Annotated in this window: 14 protein-coding genes and 1 pseudogene; 4 read left to right on the plus strand and 11 right to left on the minus strand. The window is 71.4% G+C overall.

Annotation, left to right across the window (positions count from 1 at the left end):
- Nucleotides 1–21: 21 nt before the first annotated feature.
- A complete protein-coding gene (locus tag ACFHVL_RS01430; RefSeq protein WP_416624835.1) occupies nucleotides 22–3408 on the minus strand; it encodes a DNRLRE domain-containing protein in 3387 nt (1128 codons plus the stop codon).
- 165 nt (nucleotides 3409–3573) lie between these two features.
- On the opposite strand from ACFHVL_RS01430, the gene ACFHVL_RS01435 reads away from it, so the two are divergent.
- Complete coding sequence (locus tag ACFHVL_RS01435) at nucleotides 3574–5010, plus strand: GuaB1 family IMP dehydrogenase-related protein (protein ID WP_416624837.1); 1437 nt, start codon at nucleotides 3574–3576, stop codon at nucleotides 5008–5010.
- 105 nt (nucleotides 5011–5115) lie between these two features.
- A pseudogene (locus tag ACFHVL_RS01440) lies at nucleotides 5116–5295 on the plus strand (MarR family transcriptional regulator); the annotation flags it as partial.
- 84 nt (nucleotides 5296–5379) lie between these two features.
- Here the strand turns inward: ACFHVL_RS01440 and ACFHVL_RS01445 are convergent.
- The 7 genes from ACFHVL_RS01445 to ACFHVL_RS01475 all read right to left on the minus strand — a co-directional run bounded on the left by ACFHVL_RS01445 (nucleotide 5380) and on the right by ACFHVL_RS01475 (nucleotide 12349).
- Nucleotides 5380–6243: a transglutaminase family protein gene (locus ACFHVL_RS01445; protein WP_416624839.1), complete on the minus strand. Its 864-nt coding sequence runs from the start codon at nucleotides 6241–6243 to the stop codon at nucleotides 5380–5382.
- Entirely contained in the window at nucleotides 6240–7193 is a 954-nt protein-coding gene (locus ACFHVL_RS01450) for an alpha-E domain-containing protein (protein WP_416624841.1), read from the minus strand. The genes ACFHVL_RS01445 and ACFHVL_RS01450 overlap by 4 nt, the downstream gene beginning before the upstream one ends.
- The gene (locus tag ACFHVL_RS01455; RefSeq protein WP_416624843.1) at nucleotides 7187–8806 is read right to left on the minus strand and encodes a circularly permuted type 2 ATP-grasp protein; all 1620 of its coding nucleotides are present in this window, start codon (nucleotides 8804–8806) and stop codon (nucleotides 7187–7189) included. The genes ACFHVL_RS01450 and ACFHVL_RS01455 overlap by 7 nt, the downstream gene beginning before the upstream one ends.
- Nucleotides 8807–9086: 280 nt before the next feature.
- The gene (locus ACFHVL_RS01460) at nucleotides 9087–9419 is read right to left on the minus strand and encodes a hypothetical protein (RefSeq protein ID WP_416624845.1); all 333 of its coding nucleotides are present in this window, start codon (nucleotides 9417–9419) and stop codon (nucleotides 9087–9089) included.
- A 306-nt stretch (nucleotides 9420–9725) separates the two neighbouring features.
- Nucleotides 9726–9971: a hypothetical protein gene (locus ACFHVL_RS01465; RefSeq protein WP_416624847.1), complete on the minus strand. Its 246-nt coding sequence runs from the start codon at nucleotides 9969–9971 to the stop codon at nucleotides 9726–9728.
- 107 nt (nucleotides 9972–10078) lie between these two features.
- Nucleotides 10079–10627: a helix-turn-helix domain-containing protein gene (locus ACFHVL_RS01470; protein ID WP_416624848.1), complete on the minus strand. Its 549-nt coding sequence runs from the start codon at nucleotides 10625–10627 to the stop codon at nucleotides 10079–10081.
- A 312-nt stretch (nucleotides 10628–10939) separates the two neighbouring features.
- A complete protein-coding gene (locus tag ACFHVL_RS01475) occupies nucleotides 10940–12349 on the minus strand; it encodes an NAD(P)H-quinone dehydrogenase (protein ID WP_416624850.1) in 1410 nt (469 codons plus the stop codon).
- A gap of 133 nt (nucleotides 12350–12482) precedes the next feature.
- Here ACFHVL_RS01475 and ACFHVL_RS01480 point away from each other — a divergent pair, with 133 nt between their 5' ends.
- Nucleotides 12483–12938 carry a gamma-glutamylcyclotransferase gene (locus ACFHVL_RS01480; protein ID WP_282225613.1) on the plus strand — a complete coding sequence of 152 codons (456 nt, stop codon included), beginning with the start codon at nucleotides 12483–12485 and terminating at the stop codon, nucleotides 12936–12938.
- 37 nt (nucleotides 12939–12975) lie between these two features.
- On the opposite strand, the gene ACFHVL_RS01485 is transcribed toward ACFHVL_RS01480, so the two are convergent.
- Nucleotides 12976–13716, minus strand: coding sequence for an SCO6745 family protein (locus ACFHVL_RS01485; RefSeq protein WP_416624853.1), 741 nt, complete (start codon nucleotides 13714–13716; stop codon nucleotides 12976–12978).
- Nucleotides 13717–13765: 49 nt separating this feature from the next.
- Nucleotides 13766–14782 (minus strand): hypothetical protein, encoded by a 1017-nt coding sequence (locus ACFHVL_RS01490; RefSeq protein WP_416624854.1) that lies wholly within the window; start codon nucleotides 14780–14782, stop codon nucleotides 13766–13768.
- A 235-nt stretch (nucleotides 14783–15017) separates the two neighbouring features.
- On the opposite strand from ACFHVL_RS01490, the gene ACFHVL_RS01495 reads away from it, so the two are divergent.
- Nucleotides 15018–16085 (plus strand): DUF4349 domain-containing protein, encoded by a 1068-nt coding sequence (locus ACFHVL_RS01495; RefSeq protein WP_416624856.1) that lies wholly within the window; start codon nucleotides 15018–15020, stop codon nucleotides 16083–16085.
- Between the two features lie 61 nt (nucleotides 16086–16146).
- Here ACFHVL_RS01495 and ACFHVL_RS01500 read toward each other — a convergent pair whose 3' ends face one another.
- Nucleotides 16147–17406, minus strand: a complete 1260-nt coding sequence (locus tag ACFHVL_RS01500; RefSeq protein ID WP_416624857.1) for an amidohydrolase — start codon at nucleotides 17404–17406, stop codon at nucleotides 16147–16149.
- Nucleotides 17407–17719 lie beyond the last annotated feature (313 nt).

Consider the following 17719-nt stretch of genomic DNA (forward strand, 5'->3'; position numbering starts at 1 on the left):
GGGTCGACCACCGTCGCCACGTCACCGGCCGAGGTGTACGTGATCAGCTGCCAGCCCTTCGACGGGTCCAGCACCTGCGTGGGCAGCCCGGCCGGGACGCTCCCGCCGGTGGTGTAGGCAATCTCCGTACGCCGCCCGAGCGGATCCACCGTGCTGCGCAGGTTGCCGTTGGTGTTGTCGTAGAAGTACTGCGTCCGGTAGGTGTCGTCCTGCGCGCTGGACGAGCCCGGCCCGCGTACCGCCGTCAGCCGGTCGCTCTTCGGATGCGTCGGGTCGCTGCTGTAGAACGTGTAGGTGGAGTAGCTGCTGGAACACCTGTCGGCGGCCTGGTCCTGGCAGGTCACCTCCTGGATGGTGTTGCCGCGTTCGTCCTGCACCGACCGGGTGACGATCCCGTTCGGGTCGTACTCCAGGCTGGTGAACCCACCGGTGTCGTACCCGTACAGGGTGGTGCGGCCCAGCGCGTCGGTCTGCGACACCTTCCGCCCGGACAGCAGGTCGTAGGAGTAGGAGACCTGATGCCCGCCCGGGTCGGTCACCGACACGATCGTCACCGGGTTCGACACCGTCGTGGTCTGCGCGTCGCGCGCCGCCGCGTCGGTGTGCGTCGCACCGGGCGGCAGGGTGTCCGCCGGCAACTGGCCGGCCGCCGTCTCCGACAGCGTGGTTGCGCACCGCGTTCGCCCCCTGGTTGGCGTCGTTGCCCCAGCCGTACGTGGTACACGCCGACACCGGCGTACACGCCTTCGTCAGGCGGTCGTGGCTGCCGTAGGTGTACTGCCACACGTAGCCGCTGCCCCCGGCTGCCGGCGCGTCCGTCGTCACCCTGGTCACGTGCGACCCGGTCGACGGGCTCGCGGTGCCCGCCCAGGTCAGCGTCAGCGACCGACCAGCGGCGTTGGTCAACTTCGACACCAGTCCGCTGCCGTTGTAGGTCGCCGTCAGGGTCCGGCCGTTGGCGTCGGTCACCGCCGTGAGCCGGAAGACCCCGAGGCCGGCGGACCGGCCGAACACGTACGTCGTGCCGTGTTTGACGGTCAGTCGGTATCCGGTGACCGACGTGCCGGACCGCACCTCGGTCAGCACCTCGTAGCGCCCCGGCGGCGGCACGAACGATCCGTCCGAGGTGGGGCCGAACCCGGCCTCCGAACCGTCCGGGTACGTAACCACGGCGCTACGCAGCGCGTCGGTCGTGCTGGTCCGGCCGGTCACCTGGGCGTCCAGCAGGCTCGACCAGCCCTGCCCGAACGCCCCCGACCGCCGGGTGTCCAACGTGTTGTACGACCGGGTGATTGCCAGCTCCGGGCCCACCCCGGCCACCTGCGCTTCGGTCACCGTGGTCGTGTAGTTGCCGATCTCCGGGTGGTAGCCCACCCCCGGGTTCTGCACCAGCCGGGATCCCAACGCCGGCTGCGGCACCCGGGTATAGAACGTGTACCTCGGATACCGGGCCCCGTAGACGGCACCGTCGAACGGCTGCACCGTCCACGAGTACTGCTTGTTCGACCGCAGCAGCCCGGCCGGGACGTCGTAGTAGGAGCCGGTGCCCTCGGTGACGTGGAGGACCGTGCCGGCGTCGTCGTGCAGCCAGAGCTTGTAGCGCACCGTCCCGGACTTGTCCGGGTCGTGGCCGCGCACGTACAACCGGGGGGTCAGCGTGGACACGACCGCGCCGTGCACCGGGGACCGATGGCTCACCTGCGGTGGCAGGTTGGCCGTCATGGTCAGTTCCAGCCGGGGCGCGTACGCCCCGTTGCCGTGGTTCGCCGAGGTGAACCGCGCGCCGGAGGCCAGGACCCGTTCGTCGTCGATCAGCGCCAGACCGAGGTTGCGCTGCCCGACCGCCCAGCCCGAGATCAGCTCACGGACGTCGACCTGCACCCACTGGCCACTCGTCGGGCCCGCCGACGGGTTGGCGCACGCCTGACCGTTGTCGGTGTAGTAGCGGTAGCGCACCGAGCCCGGCTCGAGGTCCGGCCCCGGCAGCGCGGCGGTCGCCAACTCCGCGACCGTCCACTCCTGCTCGACCAGACCGACCTGCAGGTCCTTGGCGTCGCAGCGCACCCGGTGGTTCAGAAACAGCCGCAGGTACGCCGAGGCGATGATCGGCTTGGCATCGGTCACCGCGGACGAGACGTCGAAGTTGAGGAACGTCCGGGAACCGACTCCCCCGCTGTACCCCACCTGGAGGTGGTTCCCGTTCTGCACGGTCGCGCCGGTGGCCGGATCGGAGTCGACGAACACGTCACCATCGGGGCCGGTGGTCACTGTCGGATCCACCCGGACCGGGAAGACCCGTGCCGGGTCGGCAAGCCACCCCCGGTCGGCCACCAGCCGCAACGCCGGCCCACCGTCCACCTGGACCAGGTCCATCGACACGGCAGCCGACTGCGCCGGCAACCCGGTCTTCGCGTCCACCGACGAGTCCTGCATGAACGCCGGCGGGATCGACGCCACCACCGCGCCCGTGTTGTCGACCAGCTCGGCCGACCCGGCCGACCCGATGCGGGCAGTCACCCCCCGCAGTGTCAACGGGAACACCCACTCCGACCCGGCCTGCGGCGACGCCAGGATCAGCGTTTCCTTCACCCCGTCCGGCCGGGCCACCAACTCCAGGTCCGTGCCCGGCAACACCTGCCGGTACGTCGCCGTCGCGCCGTCGACCACCGGGGTCACCGCCGCGGCGCCGGCCAGACTCCACCCGAGTACGCCGCCGCCGGGCAACGGCAACTCGACCAGCGGCTGCCCCGCCGCTGTGTCGGATGCCGCTGCCGTACCGGATGTCGCCCCCAGCGACACCCCCATCGGGTTGTCGGTGACCCCCCACCGGCCACCCCGACGCACCAGGGTCGGATCGATCGGCTGCCACGATCCGTCCGCCGCCTGGTAGTTGACCTGTCCGGTGCTCAGCTGCGCCGTCGTCGAACCGTCAGCGTTGTCGTACACCGTCATGGTCGACCGCGACGACCTGGCGTCGTGCCTGCTCGTCGCCGGATCGTGGCGGGCCGCCGTCACCGGCGTCACCGACTCGTCCGCCGCCAGCTGACCGGCGTACCCCGGCAACCCGTCGACCAGCCGCTGCGAGGTGCCTGCCCCACCGCCGGCCCGGGTCGCCGCCGGCGAGGTGTACCCGCCGGGGCCGGCTCCGTCGCCGACCGGCGACACCGGGAGCTCAGCCGCCGCCGGGCCGCCCCAGGGCAACCAGCCCGGCCGATCGTCGATCCACGACGTCAGCCACCCCACCGGGAACTCACCGTCGGCGGGTACCGCCCCCGGCGGCACCGACGACGACAGACCCACCAGTGCCGCGGCCACCACCGCGACCCCACCGGCACACCGCCGCCACCGGGCGAACATCCGGGTCGTCGCTGTTCGACGACGGCGGTGCGGATCCTGGCTCGTTGCCATCAGTGACGGCCTTTCTCGCTGCGGTACGCCGATCGCCCAGTTAGGACCAGGAACAGATCGTCCCCGGGTAGAAGCACCAAGTAATGAGGGAAATCTGAGGAAGCCGTTGGGAAATACCGGGGAAGCGATGAGCGCGCCGACAGCCGGCCGGGCATGATGGGCAGAGTGCGGTTCATCACCGGCGCGGCACCCGCGCACGACCTGACCTACAACGACGTCTTCCTGGCCCCGAACCGGTCGGCCGTCGCCTCCCGGCTCGACGTCGATCTGGCCAGCACGGACGGCACCGGCACCACGATTCCGATCGTGGCGGCCAACATGACCGCCGTCGCCGGCCGGCGAATGGCCGAAACGGTCGCCCGCCGGGGTGGCCTGGCGGTGATCCCGCAGGACATCCCGATCGAGGTGATCGCCGAGGTCATCGCCTGGGTCAAGCGGCGCCACCTGGTCTACGACACCGCGCTGACCCTGGGTCCGGCCGAGACCGTCGGCGACGCCATCCACCTGCTGCCGAAACGGTCTCACCGGGCGGTGATCGTGGTCGACGACGGTCGGCCGGTCGGCATCGTCACCGAGACCGACTGCGCCGGGGTGGACCGGTTCGCCCAATTGCACGAGGTGATGTCGACCAACCTGCTGACCATCGCCGGGTCGGTCGATCCGCGTACCGGCTTCGACCTGTTGGCGCAGGGCCGGCGCCGGGTCGCCCCGGTGGTCGACGCCGACGGGCGCCTGGTCGGTGTGCTGACCCGGGCCGGCGCGCTGCGGGCCACGCTCTACCGACCGGCGGTCGACGACGGCGGGCTGCTGCGGGTCGCCGCCGCAGTCGGGATCAACGGTGACGTCGCCGGCAAGGCGGCCGCGCTGCTCGACGCCGGGGTGGACACCCTCGTGGTCGACACGGCACACGGCCACCAGGAACGGATGCTGGCCGCCGTGCGTACCGTCCGCAAGCTGGACCCGCCGGTGCCGGTGGTCGCCGGTAACGTCGTCACCGCCGGCGGCGTCGACGACCTGATCGACGCCGGGGCCGACATCGTCAAGGTCGGCGTCGGGCCGGGCGCGATGTGCACCACCCGGATGATGACCGGCGTCGGCCGACCACAGTTCTCCGCGGTACTGGAGTGTGCGGCGGCGGCCCGCAGACGCGGGCGGCACGTCTGGGCCGACGGCGGGGTACGCCACCCGCGCGACGTCGCCCTCGCCCTCGCCGCCGGTGCCGCGAACGTGATGATCGGCTCCTGGTTCGCCGGCACCTACGAATCCCCCGGCGATCTCTACGCCGACGCCGACGGCCAGCGCTACAAGGAGAGCTTCGGGATGGCGTCGGCCCGCGCGGTCAGCGCCCGCACCGCCGACGACAGCCCGTTCGACCGGGCCCGCAAGGCGGTCTTCGAGGAGGGCATCTCGTCGGCCCGGATGTTCCTCGACCCGGCCCGGCCCGGCGTCGAGGACCTGATCGACGAGATCGTCGCCGGGGTACGCAGCGCCTGCACGTACGTCGGGGCGGCGACTGTCACCGAATTCCACGACCGGGCGGTCGTTGGTGTGCAGAGCACCGCCGGCTACACCGAGGGCCTACCGGTGGCGGGCAGCTGGTGAGCCCACTAAGTTGAGCGCCGGAACAGCCGGAGACGGACGGAGTCGCTGTGGCGCTACGCTCAGGAGGCGCACCGGCTGCAGGCCGCCGTCGGTGACCAGCTCGACCTGCACGTCACCGACCTGACCTGCCTGGCCGCGTTGACGGCCAGTCCCGGCATCACCGCCGGTGAGCTGGCGCAACGTCTGGCGGTCACCAGCGGAGCGGTGACCCGGATGACGGACCGGCTCGCCGAGCGGGGCTACGTGCGACGGTCGGCCGACCCGGCGGACCGCCGGCGGGTGCTGCTCGAAGTGACCGGCGCGGCCGTCGCCGCATCGCCGCCTGTGCCCAGGAGACCCGACAGATCCGGCAGGGCGGTCGACGGCGGCTCAGCGCAGCCGGGTGATCGCCACCTCCACGCCCTGACCGGTGTTGGCCGGGCCGGCGTAGACCCCCTTCAACGGCGGTACGTCGCCGTACTCCCGACCCCGCCCGACCACGATGTGCCGCTCCCCGACGGGGAGGCCGTTGGTCGGGTCGAACGCCGTCCACCGGCCGGCCCACCACTCCACCCAGGCGTGGCTCTGCCCGACGACCCGGTCGCCGATCGCCGCCTCCCGGCTCGGGTGCAGGTAGCCCGAGACGTATCGGGCCGGCGTACCGATCGCCCGCAGCAACCCCACCACCAGGTGGCTGATGTCCTGGCAGACCCCTTTGCGCTGACGCCAGGCCTGCACCGCGTTGGTCTGCACCCCGGTCGACCCGGTGGTGTACGCGACCTCCGCGCGCACCCGGTCGCAGATCGCCAACGCCGCCGCGTGCGGGGCGGCGCACTCGGCCCGCACCGACTCGGCCAGCGCGGTCAGCTCCTCGTCCACCGAGGTCCGGGGCGTGGGGAGCAGGAACTCGTGCCACTGGTCGACGTGATCCGGCCGAGCCAGATCGTTCCAGCTGACACCGGCATCGGCGTCGAGCAGGTCCCCCGGCGGCAACGTCTCCACCAGGGACGTCGCGGTGACCTCCAGCGCGTCGTGCGGACTGTGCACGTCGAACGCGGTGACCACGGTGCCCCAGTAGTCCTCGTACCGGTAGGTCCGGGCCGGCGGGAAGACCTCGATCCGCGCCTCCAGCACCGCCTGCCGGGCCTCGTTACGCGGCGACATCCGGGCCTCGTTGTACGAGGACCCGACCCTGCCCGCGTAGCTGAAGCCGGTCCGGTGCTCCACCTTCAGCCGCCAGGAATCGACGTTCATGCGACGGCCTCCGGCAGCCAGAGGACCGCGGAGGTCTGCCGGAAGTAGCGCCGGGACACCGCGTCGTTGAGGTGTGAGCAGGTGCGTTCCAGGTTGGCCAGCACGGTGCCCAGGTCGGCCAGCAGCTCGTCTGCGCCGCGGAACTCCAGGTTGGTCCGGGCCCGGCCGAGGATCCGCTGCGCGTCGGTGACCACCCCGGTACGGCCGGTGGCACCCGAGCCGACAGCCGGCTCCAGCTCGGTCAGGCAGGACTCGGCAGTGGTCAGCGCGGCGAAGACCGATCGCGGAAAGAGCCGGTCCAGCAGCAGGAACTCGGCGGCGTGCTGGTCGTCCAGCGACCCCCGGTAGGTACGTAGGAAGGTCTCCCATGCGCCACACGAACGCAGCAGGGTCAGCCAGGAAGGAATGCTGCCGCCGGCCCGTACGTGGGTGGAGAGCAGCCGGGCGGTCATGTCGACCCGCTCGATGCTGCGGCCCAGCACCAGGAACTGCCAGCCCTCGTCGTGGCTCATGGTGGCGTCGGTGAGCCCCGCCATCAACGCGCAGCGTTCCCGCACCCAGCGGAAAAAGGCGTTCACGCCCTGCTGCTCGACCCGGCGACGGGCGTCGGGCAGCCCGTGCCAGGTGGCGTTGAGGCACTCCCACATCTCCGACGAGATGGTCTCCCGGGCGCCCCGGGCGTTCTCCCGGGCCGCGGCCAGCGAACCGACGACCGAGCTGGCGCTGTGCTCGTTGAGGCAGAGCAACCCGACCACTCGCGCCGACGACACCGGCTGATCGTCGACGCCCGACCCCATCACCCCGAGCAGCGACCGGCAGGCGGTCTCCTCGGCGACCCACGGGTCGGAGATGATCCGGTGCAGGTGCACGTCGAGGATGCGGGCGGTGTCCTCGGCCCGCTCCACGTACCGGCCGATCCAATAGAGCGATTCGGCGATCCGGCTCAGCATCGGCCGTCCTCCTGGCGTACCCGTTGCTCCTGCTGTTGCTGTTGCTGTTGCTGTTGCTCTTCGGAGGCGGTCGCGCCGCCCGGGCCCGGGTCCGGGGTCGGTGCGGCCGACGGCGGTTCGACCCCGGGCACCGTCAGGTCGGCGAGCACCGGCGCGTCGTCCGGGTGTGGGGTCGCGGTCGGCGACGCCAGCACCCAGGTGTCCTTGGAGCCGCCGCCCTGGCTGGAGTTGACCACCAGGGCACCTTCGGGCAACGCCACCCGGGTCAGCCCACCGGGCAGTACCCAGACCCGCTCGCCGTCGTTGACCGCGAACGGTCGCAGATCGACGTGCCGGGCCCGCAACCGGTTGCCGATCAGGGTCGGCACCATCGACAGGGCGACCTCGCGTTGGGCGATCCAGCCTCGTGGGTCGGCCAGGAGCCGACCCCGCACCTGGGCCAACTCCTCGTCGCTGGCCTGGGATCCGATCACGATGCCGGCGCCACCGGAGCCGTCGACCGGCTTGATCACCAACTGGTCGAGCCGGTCCAGGACGTGGTCGAGCACGTCCGGCCCGTCGTCGAGGCGGTACGTCTCGACGTTCGGCAGGATCGGCTCCTCGCCCAGGTAGTAGCGGATCAGCGCGGGGACGTAGGTGTAGAGCAGCTTGTCGTCGGCGACGCCGTTGCCGACCGCGTTTGCGATGGTGACCCGGCCGGCGCGGGCCGCGTTGAGCAGCCCGGCGACGCCGAGCACCGAGTTGGCCCGGAAGTGCACCGGGTCGAGGAAGTCGTCGTCGATTCGCCGGTAGATGACGTCGACCCGCTGCTCACCACCGGTGGTACGCATCGCCACCTCGTTGCCGACGCAGACCAGGTCGCGGCCCTCGACCAGCTCGACGCCCATCTCCCTGGCCAGCAGCGCGTGCTCGAAGTACGCCGAGTTGTGCACGCCCGGCGTGAGCACCACGATGGTCGGGTTGGCGACGCCGACGGGCGCGGCGGCCCGCAACGCCCGCAGCAGCTGTGTCGGGTACGACTCGACCGACTGGATCCGGGTGGAGGCGAAGACCTCCGGCAGTACGTGGGCCATCGCCCGCCGGTTCTCCATCACGTAGCTGACCCCGGACGGCACACGTACGTTGTCTTCGAGGACCCGGAAGTCCCCCTGCTCGTCGCGGATCAGGTCGACCCCGGCGACGTGGATGCGGACTCCGTTGTGCGGCACGATGCCGGCCGCTTCCCGGTGGAAGTGCGCGCTGGTCACCACCAGCCGGCGGGGCACCACGCCGTCGGCGAGGACCTGGGCCGGCCCGTAGATGTCGGCCAGGAACGCCTCCAGGGTGCGTACCCGCTGGGCCACCCCGGCCGAGACGGTCCTCCACTGGTCGGCGGCGATGATCCGGGGCACGATGTCCAGGGGGAACGGCCGCTCGACGCCCTTGAGCGCGAAGGTGATGCCCTGATCGAGGAAGGCCCGGGCCAGCACGTCGGCCCGCACCCCCAGCTCGGCGCTGGACAGCGGCTGCAACGTGGCGTGCAGTGCCTCGTAGGTCTCCCGGGGCATGCCCGGCTCACCGAACATCTCGTCCCAGCCGGGGCCGAGGCGGTAGTCCTCGAACAGATCGGCCATCGGCCAGCCCCGCCCTTCATCCGTCGACTCCGGTCAGCGCGCTTCCGCCCTAGCCAAACATCAGACCACGGAACGCGACAAGCTGCACCTTCACGGTTCCCGAACCGTACGCGTGACTCGTTGCGTACGGGTAACACGACCCTTCGGCCAGCGTCTTTCCCGCCGATGCTCGGACACCGGTGTCTTTTTCACCGTGATCCCGCTGGGGGATATTGATCCCCCAGCGGGATCAGGCCGGATCGCACTTGGGGACACCCTGGCGGGTCGCCTGGTCAGTAGATCAGGCCGAGGGTTGTCGCCAGTCGGGCGACGCCGGCCGCTTGCGGCCCGCTGCGGGCGATGTCAGCCACGACGGTACGCGCGGAGGGCCGGCAGCGGATCTCGGCCGGCGCGACGCGGTCGGCTTCGACGAGCCACCGGCCCGGTGTTCGGCCGCCAACCACGCCAGGTCCGCTTCGCCGACCTTCACCAGCACCAGCGGCACCACCGACTGCTCGGGCCGCGTCGTGTGCAACTGCCGGGCGGCGTCCAACAGGCCCGGCACCATCCGCAACAGGCGTGCTCCACCCGCCGCCCCGTCGACGCACTCGCCACCATGCTCACGGCCGCTCACCCGACCCGGCGGACACGGCCACGGCCACGGCGTCCCGTCCGGGCATACCGCACACATCCACGACGGCCGCACCGGCTCATGCACCGGCCCACCACCGCCGGACCCAGGTTTTCTCATGGCAGGTAGTGCCGGCCGGCGTTACCGCCCCGCCGCTCAGCCCGGTCGGTGCGGGTGCCCGGCCGCACGCCCAGCTGAGCGGACGGCGGGCCGGGCACTGTTCCGCCGGTGTGATGGTGCGGGACCCGGCACCGCCGTCCTACAGAAAAGGGTGCCGAGTTGATCACTCAGAGTGAAGTGACGCTGGTCCTACTGCCCAGCTCCGACCAGCGCCGCCAGGTCCGAGAGTTCGGCGGTGGCTGCTCGTCGACGGGTAGTGATGAGAGTGGACACGATGTCGCGTGCGTACCGCTGGTGACGCAGCCAGGCGGGTGCCCGATGACGAACCTCGGACAGCACATCGGTGGCGTCACGGGTCCGACCGAGCGCCGCGTACGCCCACGCGACATCGAGCCGGTGCCGGTTCCACGACGACGCGTCGTCAGATTCGGGCATCGGTACGCGTGAGGCTAGGTCAAGCACGCGGCCGGCGTCGCCGGAGACAGCTGCGGTCTCGGCGCGCTGCATCTCGACGCGGGCGGGATTGAACCCGGTCACCATGATCAGGTGTCCTCGCCGGTCGCCGGCCAGCAGGTTCCCGGCGAGGTGGTGGGCACGGGCGAGAGCGGCGTAAGCGGCCACCCAGTCGGCCTCGTTGGCGGCCGCTGCGCGGCGCGGGCTCCGGTGATCAGGCTGGGCAGGGCACCGAGAACGGTGGCGTAGTCATCGCGGTGGTAGGCGCGGTCGATGGCCTGCAGTTGGGCCGTGACGTCGGTGAGCGCTGGCGGCGCATGGATGGCCGCAGGTTGCCCGCCGTAGCCACGTGCCGGGGTGAGGACCCGCCGGAGTCTCATGAGGGATAGTGGCCGGTGGTCGGGCTCCGCTCGGGCGGCAGCACCGGACGCGTCACCCATCAGGTCTGAAGTTCGTGCCTTGAGGACGCGAGCGAGGGCGGACAGTGTCGAGCCACGGGCGCTGAGCCGGATGTTCTGCTCGAGCTTCTTCACCACGTCGATGGACAGCTCGGCGCGCTCGGCCAGTTGTGCCTGTGTCAGTCCCTGGCTGCGTCGCAGGTGCGCGATCCGCTCGCCAATGGTGGCGTCGTCGTTCATGAACCCCTCCCGCACGAGGGTTGTTGGCCGCCCCCGGCACGGCTTGCCGGACTCGTTCAAGATCAATGTGAGCGTCAGAGACCCTAGAACCGCAACGTAGGGTATCTGGCACTCACATTGATCTTGAGCATCGGCGCACGGATCCTGAACGTCGGCGCGGGGTGGGTGCGGGCTGCCGACACGGGACCTGTCGGCAGCCCGGGCACCGTTCACGACCACCGAGAACGGGGAGATCCGGTGGTTGCCGATAGTGCCGCGTCAACCGTACGCGGTGTTGACCGGCTTCCGCCGCCCCGAAAAGTCTTCAGTTGGTCACTCCTCGTCATTCCACATCAGTTGACGTGCAGCTTCAGCAACTGATCCGGACAACGAAGGATAAATTGTGATTGTGTGCGCCAACTGGCTGACCGTCATGTGGTTCTCCACGGCCACCGTGATCGGCATGATCAACTCGCTGGCCTTCGGGGCCACCACCACTCCGCCGATGATCTGACCGCTGGCCGGCCGGCAGAACAACTTGACGAAGCCGTCGTGCAGGTCGGCCATCTTCGCCCGGGCATTGCCGGCCAGCGGCAGCATCACCTGCTGGGCCCGGACCCGGCCGTCGTCGACCTCGTCCTGCGACACCCCGACCGTGGCCAACTCCGGATCGGTGAAGACGTTCGCGGCGACGGTACGCAGCCGCAGCGGCACCACCGCCTCACCGAGCGCGTGCCACATCGCGATCCGACCCTGCATCGCCGCGACGCTGGCCAGCGGTAGCACCCCGGTGCAGTCGCCGGCGGCGTAGATGCCCGGGACGTTGGTCCGCGACACCCGGTCCACCGGCACGTGGCCGCTGTCGGCGACGGTCACCCCGTACTGGGCGAGCCCCAACTCGTCGGTGTTCGGCACCGAGCCGACCGCGATCAGCGCGTGCGATCCGGTCACCGTACGGCCGTCGCTGAGTCGCACCTCCACCCCGTCGCCGGTGCCGGTCCGGGTCACCGACTCGGCCCGCGAGTTGTTCAGGATCGTCATGCCCCGGGAGCGGAACACCTGCTCGATCGCCATCGCCGCGTCGGCGTCCTCGTGCGGCATCACCCGGTCCCGGCTGGAGACCAGGGTCACCGGGACGCCCATCGCCAGGTACGCGCTGGCGAACTCGGCCCCGGTGACACCGGAGCCGACCACGATCAGATGCTCGGGCAGCTCCGGCAGGTCGTAGACCTGGCGCCAGGTCAGGATCCGCTCGCCGTCAGGCACCGCCGTCGGCAGCATCCGGGGGGTGGATCCGGTGGCGACCAACACCGTCGAGGCCTCGATCGCGTACTCAGTGTCACCACCCGCTGGCGCCACCAGCACCCGGTGGGTGTGACCGAGCGTGTCCTCACCCAGGCGCGCGGTCCCGGCGACGAAAGTCACACCCGCCTTGACCAGTTTACTGTGCACGTCGGCGGACTGCGCCAGCGCCAGCCGCTTGACTCGGGCGTGCACGGCCCCGGCATCCACGGTGACCGCTTCCAGCCCGTCGGAGTGGATGCCGAACTCCTCGGTGTCCCGGTAGTTGGTGACCACCTCGGAGCTGGCGATGAAGGTCTTGGATGGGACGCAGTCGGAGAGTACGCAGGCCCCGCCGGCCCCGTCCGCCTCGACGATGGTGACGTCGGCCCGCAGTTGCGCCGCGACCAGGGCCGCCTCGTAGCCCGCCGGCCCACCACCGATTATCACTATCCGCTTCAAAACGACTTTCTCCCCAATTCTGGACTTATACCCTCGATCTACCCGGTCGGGCACGGTGAACCACCACCGGCCCGACACGCGACACGCTCACTCGTATTCTCCCCCACCCCTTCGCCGGGCTATCGTCATCGCCGTGCGTCACTACGCCGCGTATGGCTCAAACCTTGACCCCGCTCGGATGCGTGCTTACTGTCCGCATTCGCCCATGGTGGGTACCGGCTGGCTGGAAGGCTGGCGGCTCACCTTCGCAGGTGAGGGGGTGATCGGCTGGGAAGGAGCGGTCACCACCATCGTGGAGTCCCCCGGCGACCGAGTCTTCGTCGCACTCTACGACGTGCATCCCTGGGACGCGGCACAGCTCGACGAAGTCGAGGGCGCACTCTCCGGCACCTACCGACGGCTGACCGTGCGGGCGGTCACCCTCGACGGCGAGATCACCGCCTGGGTGTACGTCTTCGACGGGTACGAGGGCGGGCTGCCCACCGCCTGGTACCTCTCCGAGATCGCCAACGCGGCGGAGAAGGCCGGCGCGCCGGACGACTACGTCGCCGCACTGCGGGACCGGCCGACCCGTACCGCGACAGCCTGACCGCCAAGGCCTGACCGCCAAGGCCGGACCGCGACGCTCACCCTCGGCGCAGGTGCGCCAGCGCGGCGTCCAACAGACTCACGAGCTCCCGCCGCCCGGCCGCGTCCAGCACTGCGAACGCCTGCCCGACCAACCGGTTGGTGACCTGATCCGCCCACAGCCGGCGGCGGACCAGCGGACCGACCGGCGGCCAGGGTGGGGACCAACCGGCGGCGACCGCGCCGCTGGTCCCTTCCGGACCGCCGAGCACCGCCGCCAACGGCGTCAACCCCGCCACCCGTACGGCGAGCAGTTGCGCCCCGGCCCGGTGCTCGGCGAGCAGCCGTACGGCCACAGCGGCCCGGGCACCCGGCGCGTCGTCGGGACGCGGCATCGCCCGCCACGCGGCGAACAGCGGCATCCCGGTGGCGTCGGCGTCGGCGACCACCGCCTCGGCCAGCTCAGCCAGCCGCCGCACCTGTGGAAAGTCGCCGAACTGCTCGACGCCCCAGCGGCAGCACTCCGCCATGCTCACCGCCGCCACTTCGGCAGGTGTGGTGACGGCGCAGATCGCTTCCCACCCGTCGGTCACCGCCTCGGTGGCGATGAACCCGATCGCGGCGGCGGCGACCTCGGCGGGCACAGTGCCGAGTACGCCGGCCCGCCCCGCGACGTGAAAGGCCCAGCCGCCCAGCCCCAGCTGCCGGGACCGGCTCAACGTACGCGGACATTCGCTGAACGCCGTACTCAGCTCGTGCACGCTGCGCCGGCACGCGCCAGCCGTCTGATCGGGATTCACCGCGTCGCCGCCTTTCGCCACGCCGGCCGAGGTCGACGGTCGTCCTGAGTCACCGCTCCTCGGGCGACGCCCCAGGCAGGCTCTCCAACGCGGCCGCCACGTCACCGACGTACCGCCGGGCGGCGGTGACCGCCCGCTGCGCGGTCTTGCGCGCCACCTTACGACGCGCGAGCTCCTGCTCGGCCGCGGCGCGGCGCCGTTCCCACTCGGCCAGCTGACGCTGCGTCTCCTCGACGGCCGCTGCCGCCTCGCGCTCGGCGCGCTCGGCCTGGGCGAGGTCGGCCCGGGCGGTCGCCTGCCCGGCGTCGGCCCTGGCCAGTTCGTCGACGAGCCGTCTGCGTCGGACCGCGGCGTCGCGGGTGGCCCTGGCCGCCGCCGCCTCGCGGTGGCCGCCGGCCTGCCGGGGCTGCCCGGCGGGGTGCCGTCGATCGACCGCCGACGTCCGTGTCGCGGTGGCCTCAGGCGTCTCGGTGGCCTCAGGCGTCTCGGTGGCCTCCGATGTCTCGGTGGCCGGCGATGAATCGTCGTCCGGGCCGACCAGCCGCAGCCGCGGCCGGGGCACCTCGCCGAAGCCGGCGTAGTCGACCGCCCGGATCAACCGGCCGGACCGCGTCTGCGCGGCGATCTGCTCGTCGGACAGCGCGGCGGACAGCGTCGCCGCCACGTCGGTGAGCGGCAGTTTGCCGACCGCCGCCGACGGGTCCGCCTCGACCGCGAGCGATCGCGCCTCGGCGACCAGCGCGTCCACCAGCGCCCGCCGCCGGGTCGACAACTCCCGCAGCTGCGGTCCACGCAGCTCCCGCTGGGCGACGCGCAGCTGCCCGGAGAGCTCCGCCAGCCCGTCGAGCAGCTCGGGGCGGCGCAACGCCAGCAGGTTGACCAGCCAGGCCGCCACCGTCGGCCGACGTAGCTGCCCGATCGCCCGGGCGACGGCCGGTTCGCCGTCGGCGCGAGCGGCCGCGACCGCCTCGCCCCGTGCCGCGACGAACTGGCCCGGTGGCAACACGTACAGCCGCCGTACCACTTCGTTCGGCACCCCTGCCCCGGCCACGACGTCGCTGCTCAACGCGGGGTGGTGCCGGCCGATGGTTCTGAGTGGACGATCACCGACGGTCGGCCGGTGAACGCGTCTGCCAACCGTGAACCGGGACGTCCGAACGTGGTCGGTCGCACGGTGACCTCCTGAGAACCGAATCGTGACCTGCCGTTACGCAGTCTGCCGGAACCCGGCGGCGCATGCCGCGCGTCTGAAGGACACCCGGTGACACGTATGCGACGAGTCCGAGGAGCACCCCTTGATAGTGACAAGCAAGCAGTTCCGCCGACGCGCTGGCCTCCGACATGGCGTGGCGGCCGGCACCGTCGCTCTGCTCGGCCTGCTGATCCTGACTGGCTGCTCGATGTCGAGCGACGATTCCGCCAGCGACGCCAGCGGCGGCGAGGCGGTGGAGATGCCCCAGGGGGCGGAGGCGGGAGCGGCACCACCCGATGCCGCCGACGGCGGTCAGGTCGACGAGGACAGCGCCGCGGGCGGCGGCGTCCAGTTCGGCGACCGGGACGCGACCAGCCCGGTGGACCTGCGGGTGGGCAACCGGTCGATCATCCACGCCGGGTCGCTCACGGTGCAGGTCACGGATCTGGCGGCGAAGGCCAGTGCGGCGACGACGATCGCCACCTCCGCCGGCGGCTTCGTCGGCCGCGATCAGCGGTCCGAGTACGGCTCGCACGGCCGGGCGACGCTGGAGCTGCGGGTGCCGGCGGCCGAATTCGACCGGGTGGTCCAGCGACTGAGCGGCCTGGGTGAGGAGACCAGCCGCGAGCTGAGCGTTCAGGACGTCACCGAGGAGGTGATCGACCTGGAGGCCCGGATCGCGACTCAGGAGGCGCGGGTACGCAGCGGCCGCGCCCTGCTCGCCGAGGCGGACACCCTAGCCGACCTGGTGCTGTTGGAGGGCGAGTTGGCCAAACGGGAGGCCGACCTGGCCTCGCTGCAGGCGAAGAAGCGCGGTCTGGACGATCTGGTGACGTTGTCGCGGATCACCGTCGAGCTGGTCGGGCCGGACGCGCCACCGGTCCCGGAGGAGGAGTCGGAGCTCGGCTTCCTCGCCGGGCTGGCCGCCGGCTGGCAGGCGTTCGTCGCCTCGCTGCGGGTGCTGGTGACCGTGTTCGGGGCGCTGCTGCCCTGGCTGATCGCGCTCGGCGTACCGGCGGTGGGGATGTTCCTGCTGATCCGGCGGTCGCGCGCCGGTGACGGCGCGGCTGCGTCGGCAGCGGTCGGACCGCCGCCGACGGCCAGCGGCGGCGGGGCGGTGCCCGGTCCGCGTGCGGACGCCGACGATCGGGATCCGGCCGGTACGGACGGGCGCTGACCGCCAGCCAATTGCCGCCCGCCAGCTCAGGTCCGGCCGGTCGGGACCCTGAGCTGGCTGGTCAGCCCGGCTCGGCTGCCTGCAGCACGGCGTGGACGAGCAGGCGGACGCCGACGGCGATCGCCCGCTCGTCCACGTCGAACGAGGCGCGGTGCAGGTCGCTGCCGGGTTCGACCCGGCCGACCCCGAGCCGGGCCAGCGCGCCGGGCACGTACTCCAGGTACCAGGAGAAGTCCTCGCCGCCCATGCTCTGCGGGGTGTCGGCGACGGCGGCGGGACCCAGCGCGGCGCTGGTGGCGGCGGTGAGTACGCCGATCGCCGTCGCGTCGTTGCTCACGGGCGGGCGGCCGCGCAGGTATTCGATCTCGACGGTGGCGCCGGTCGGCGCGACGACCTCGCGGATGATCTGGGTGACGATGTCCGGTGCCGCGTCCCAGGTGGGGCGGTCCAGTACCCGCAGCGTGCCGGCGGCGCTCGCCTCGTTGGGGATCACGTTGTACTGGGTGCCGGCGGACGCCTGGCCGAACACGAGCAGCAGACCGGAGTTGGCCGGAACCCGCCGGTTGACCAGGGCGGGCACCTCGGTGACCAGTCGGCCGAGGGCGTTGACCAGGTCGACGGTCAGGTGCGGTCGGGCGGTGTGCCCACCGGGGCCGCTGAGCCGGACACTGACGTTGTCCGCCGCGGCGGTGATCGGTCCGACCCGCAGCCCGACCTTGCCGACCGGCAGGTTGGGGTCGCAGTGCAGGGCGAAGATCTGACTCACGTCCTCCAAACCACCGGCGGCGATAACCTCGAGCGAGCCGCAGGGCAGGATCTCCTCGGCCGGCTGGAAGATGAGCCGGACCCGCTGGCGCAGCTCGCCCCGGGCGGCCAGTTGGGCGAGCAGCATCGCCGTGCCGAGTAGGACGCTGGTGTGCACGTCGTGGCCACAGGCGTGGCAGACCCCGGCCGCGGTCGACCGGTAGGGCACTTCCTTGGCGTCGGTCAACGGCAGCGCGTCGATGTCGGCGCGCAGGGCGAGTACCGGCCCGTCGGCGGGGCCGGCGTCGATGTCACAGATGACGCCGTTGCCCTTGGGTAGCAGGCGGGTGGTGAGCCCCATCGTGGCGAGCTGGTGGGCGATGTACGTGGTGGTCTCGAATTCGTGGCCGGACAGCTCGGGGTGGGCGTGCAGATGTCGCCGGGTCGCGATGAGTTCCGGACCACGAACATCGAGTAACTGGTCCAGCCCGGCCGGCAGCGGTTGGGCACCTGGCAGTGGATCGGGCCAGGACGACGCCATCTCACTGCCCATGGGCAGCGTCAACGCACTCGTCACGTCAGATTCTCGATCACTGTGGATGGGATGGGACCCAGACAGCGTAGACCGGGAACGGTAACGCTGCGCAACATCATTCGGGTAGTGACCGCATCGCGTATTGTCATGGAATGCCTGGTAGAGGCGCTCCGACCGTTGCGGTCCGCCCCGAATGTCACCATCGTGGGCAGCCACCGGTCCCACACCTCCTACCGTGGGTAACGATGCACGGATCGATCGGACTGTCGGTTCGACCGAGAACTGACAGATATCTGACTCTTGCGGCCGAGCTGTGCCCGACTCAAACAAGGTGACGCCATGCTGAGCAGTTCAG

This window comes from Micromonospora sp. LOL_023 (assembly GCF_048060115.1).
In the GTDB taxonomy this organism is placed as follows: domain Bacteria; phylum Actinomycetota; class Actinomycetes; order Mycobacteriales; family Micromonosporaceae; genus Micromonospora_E.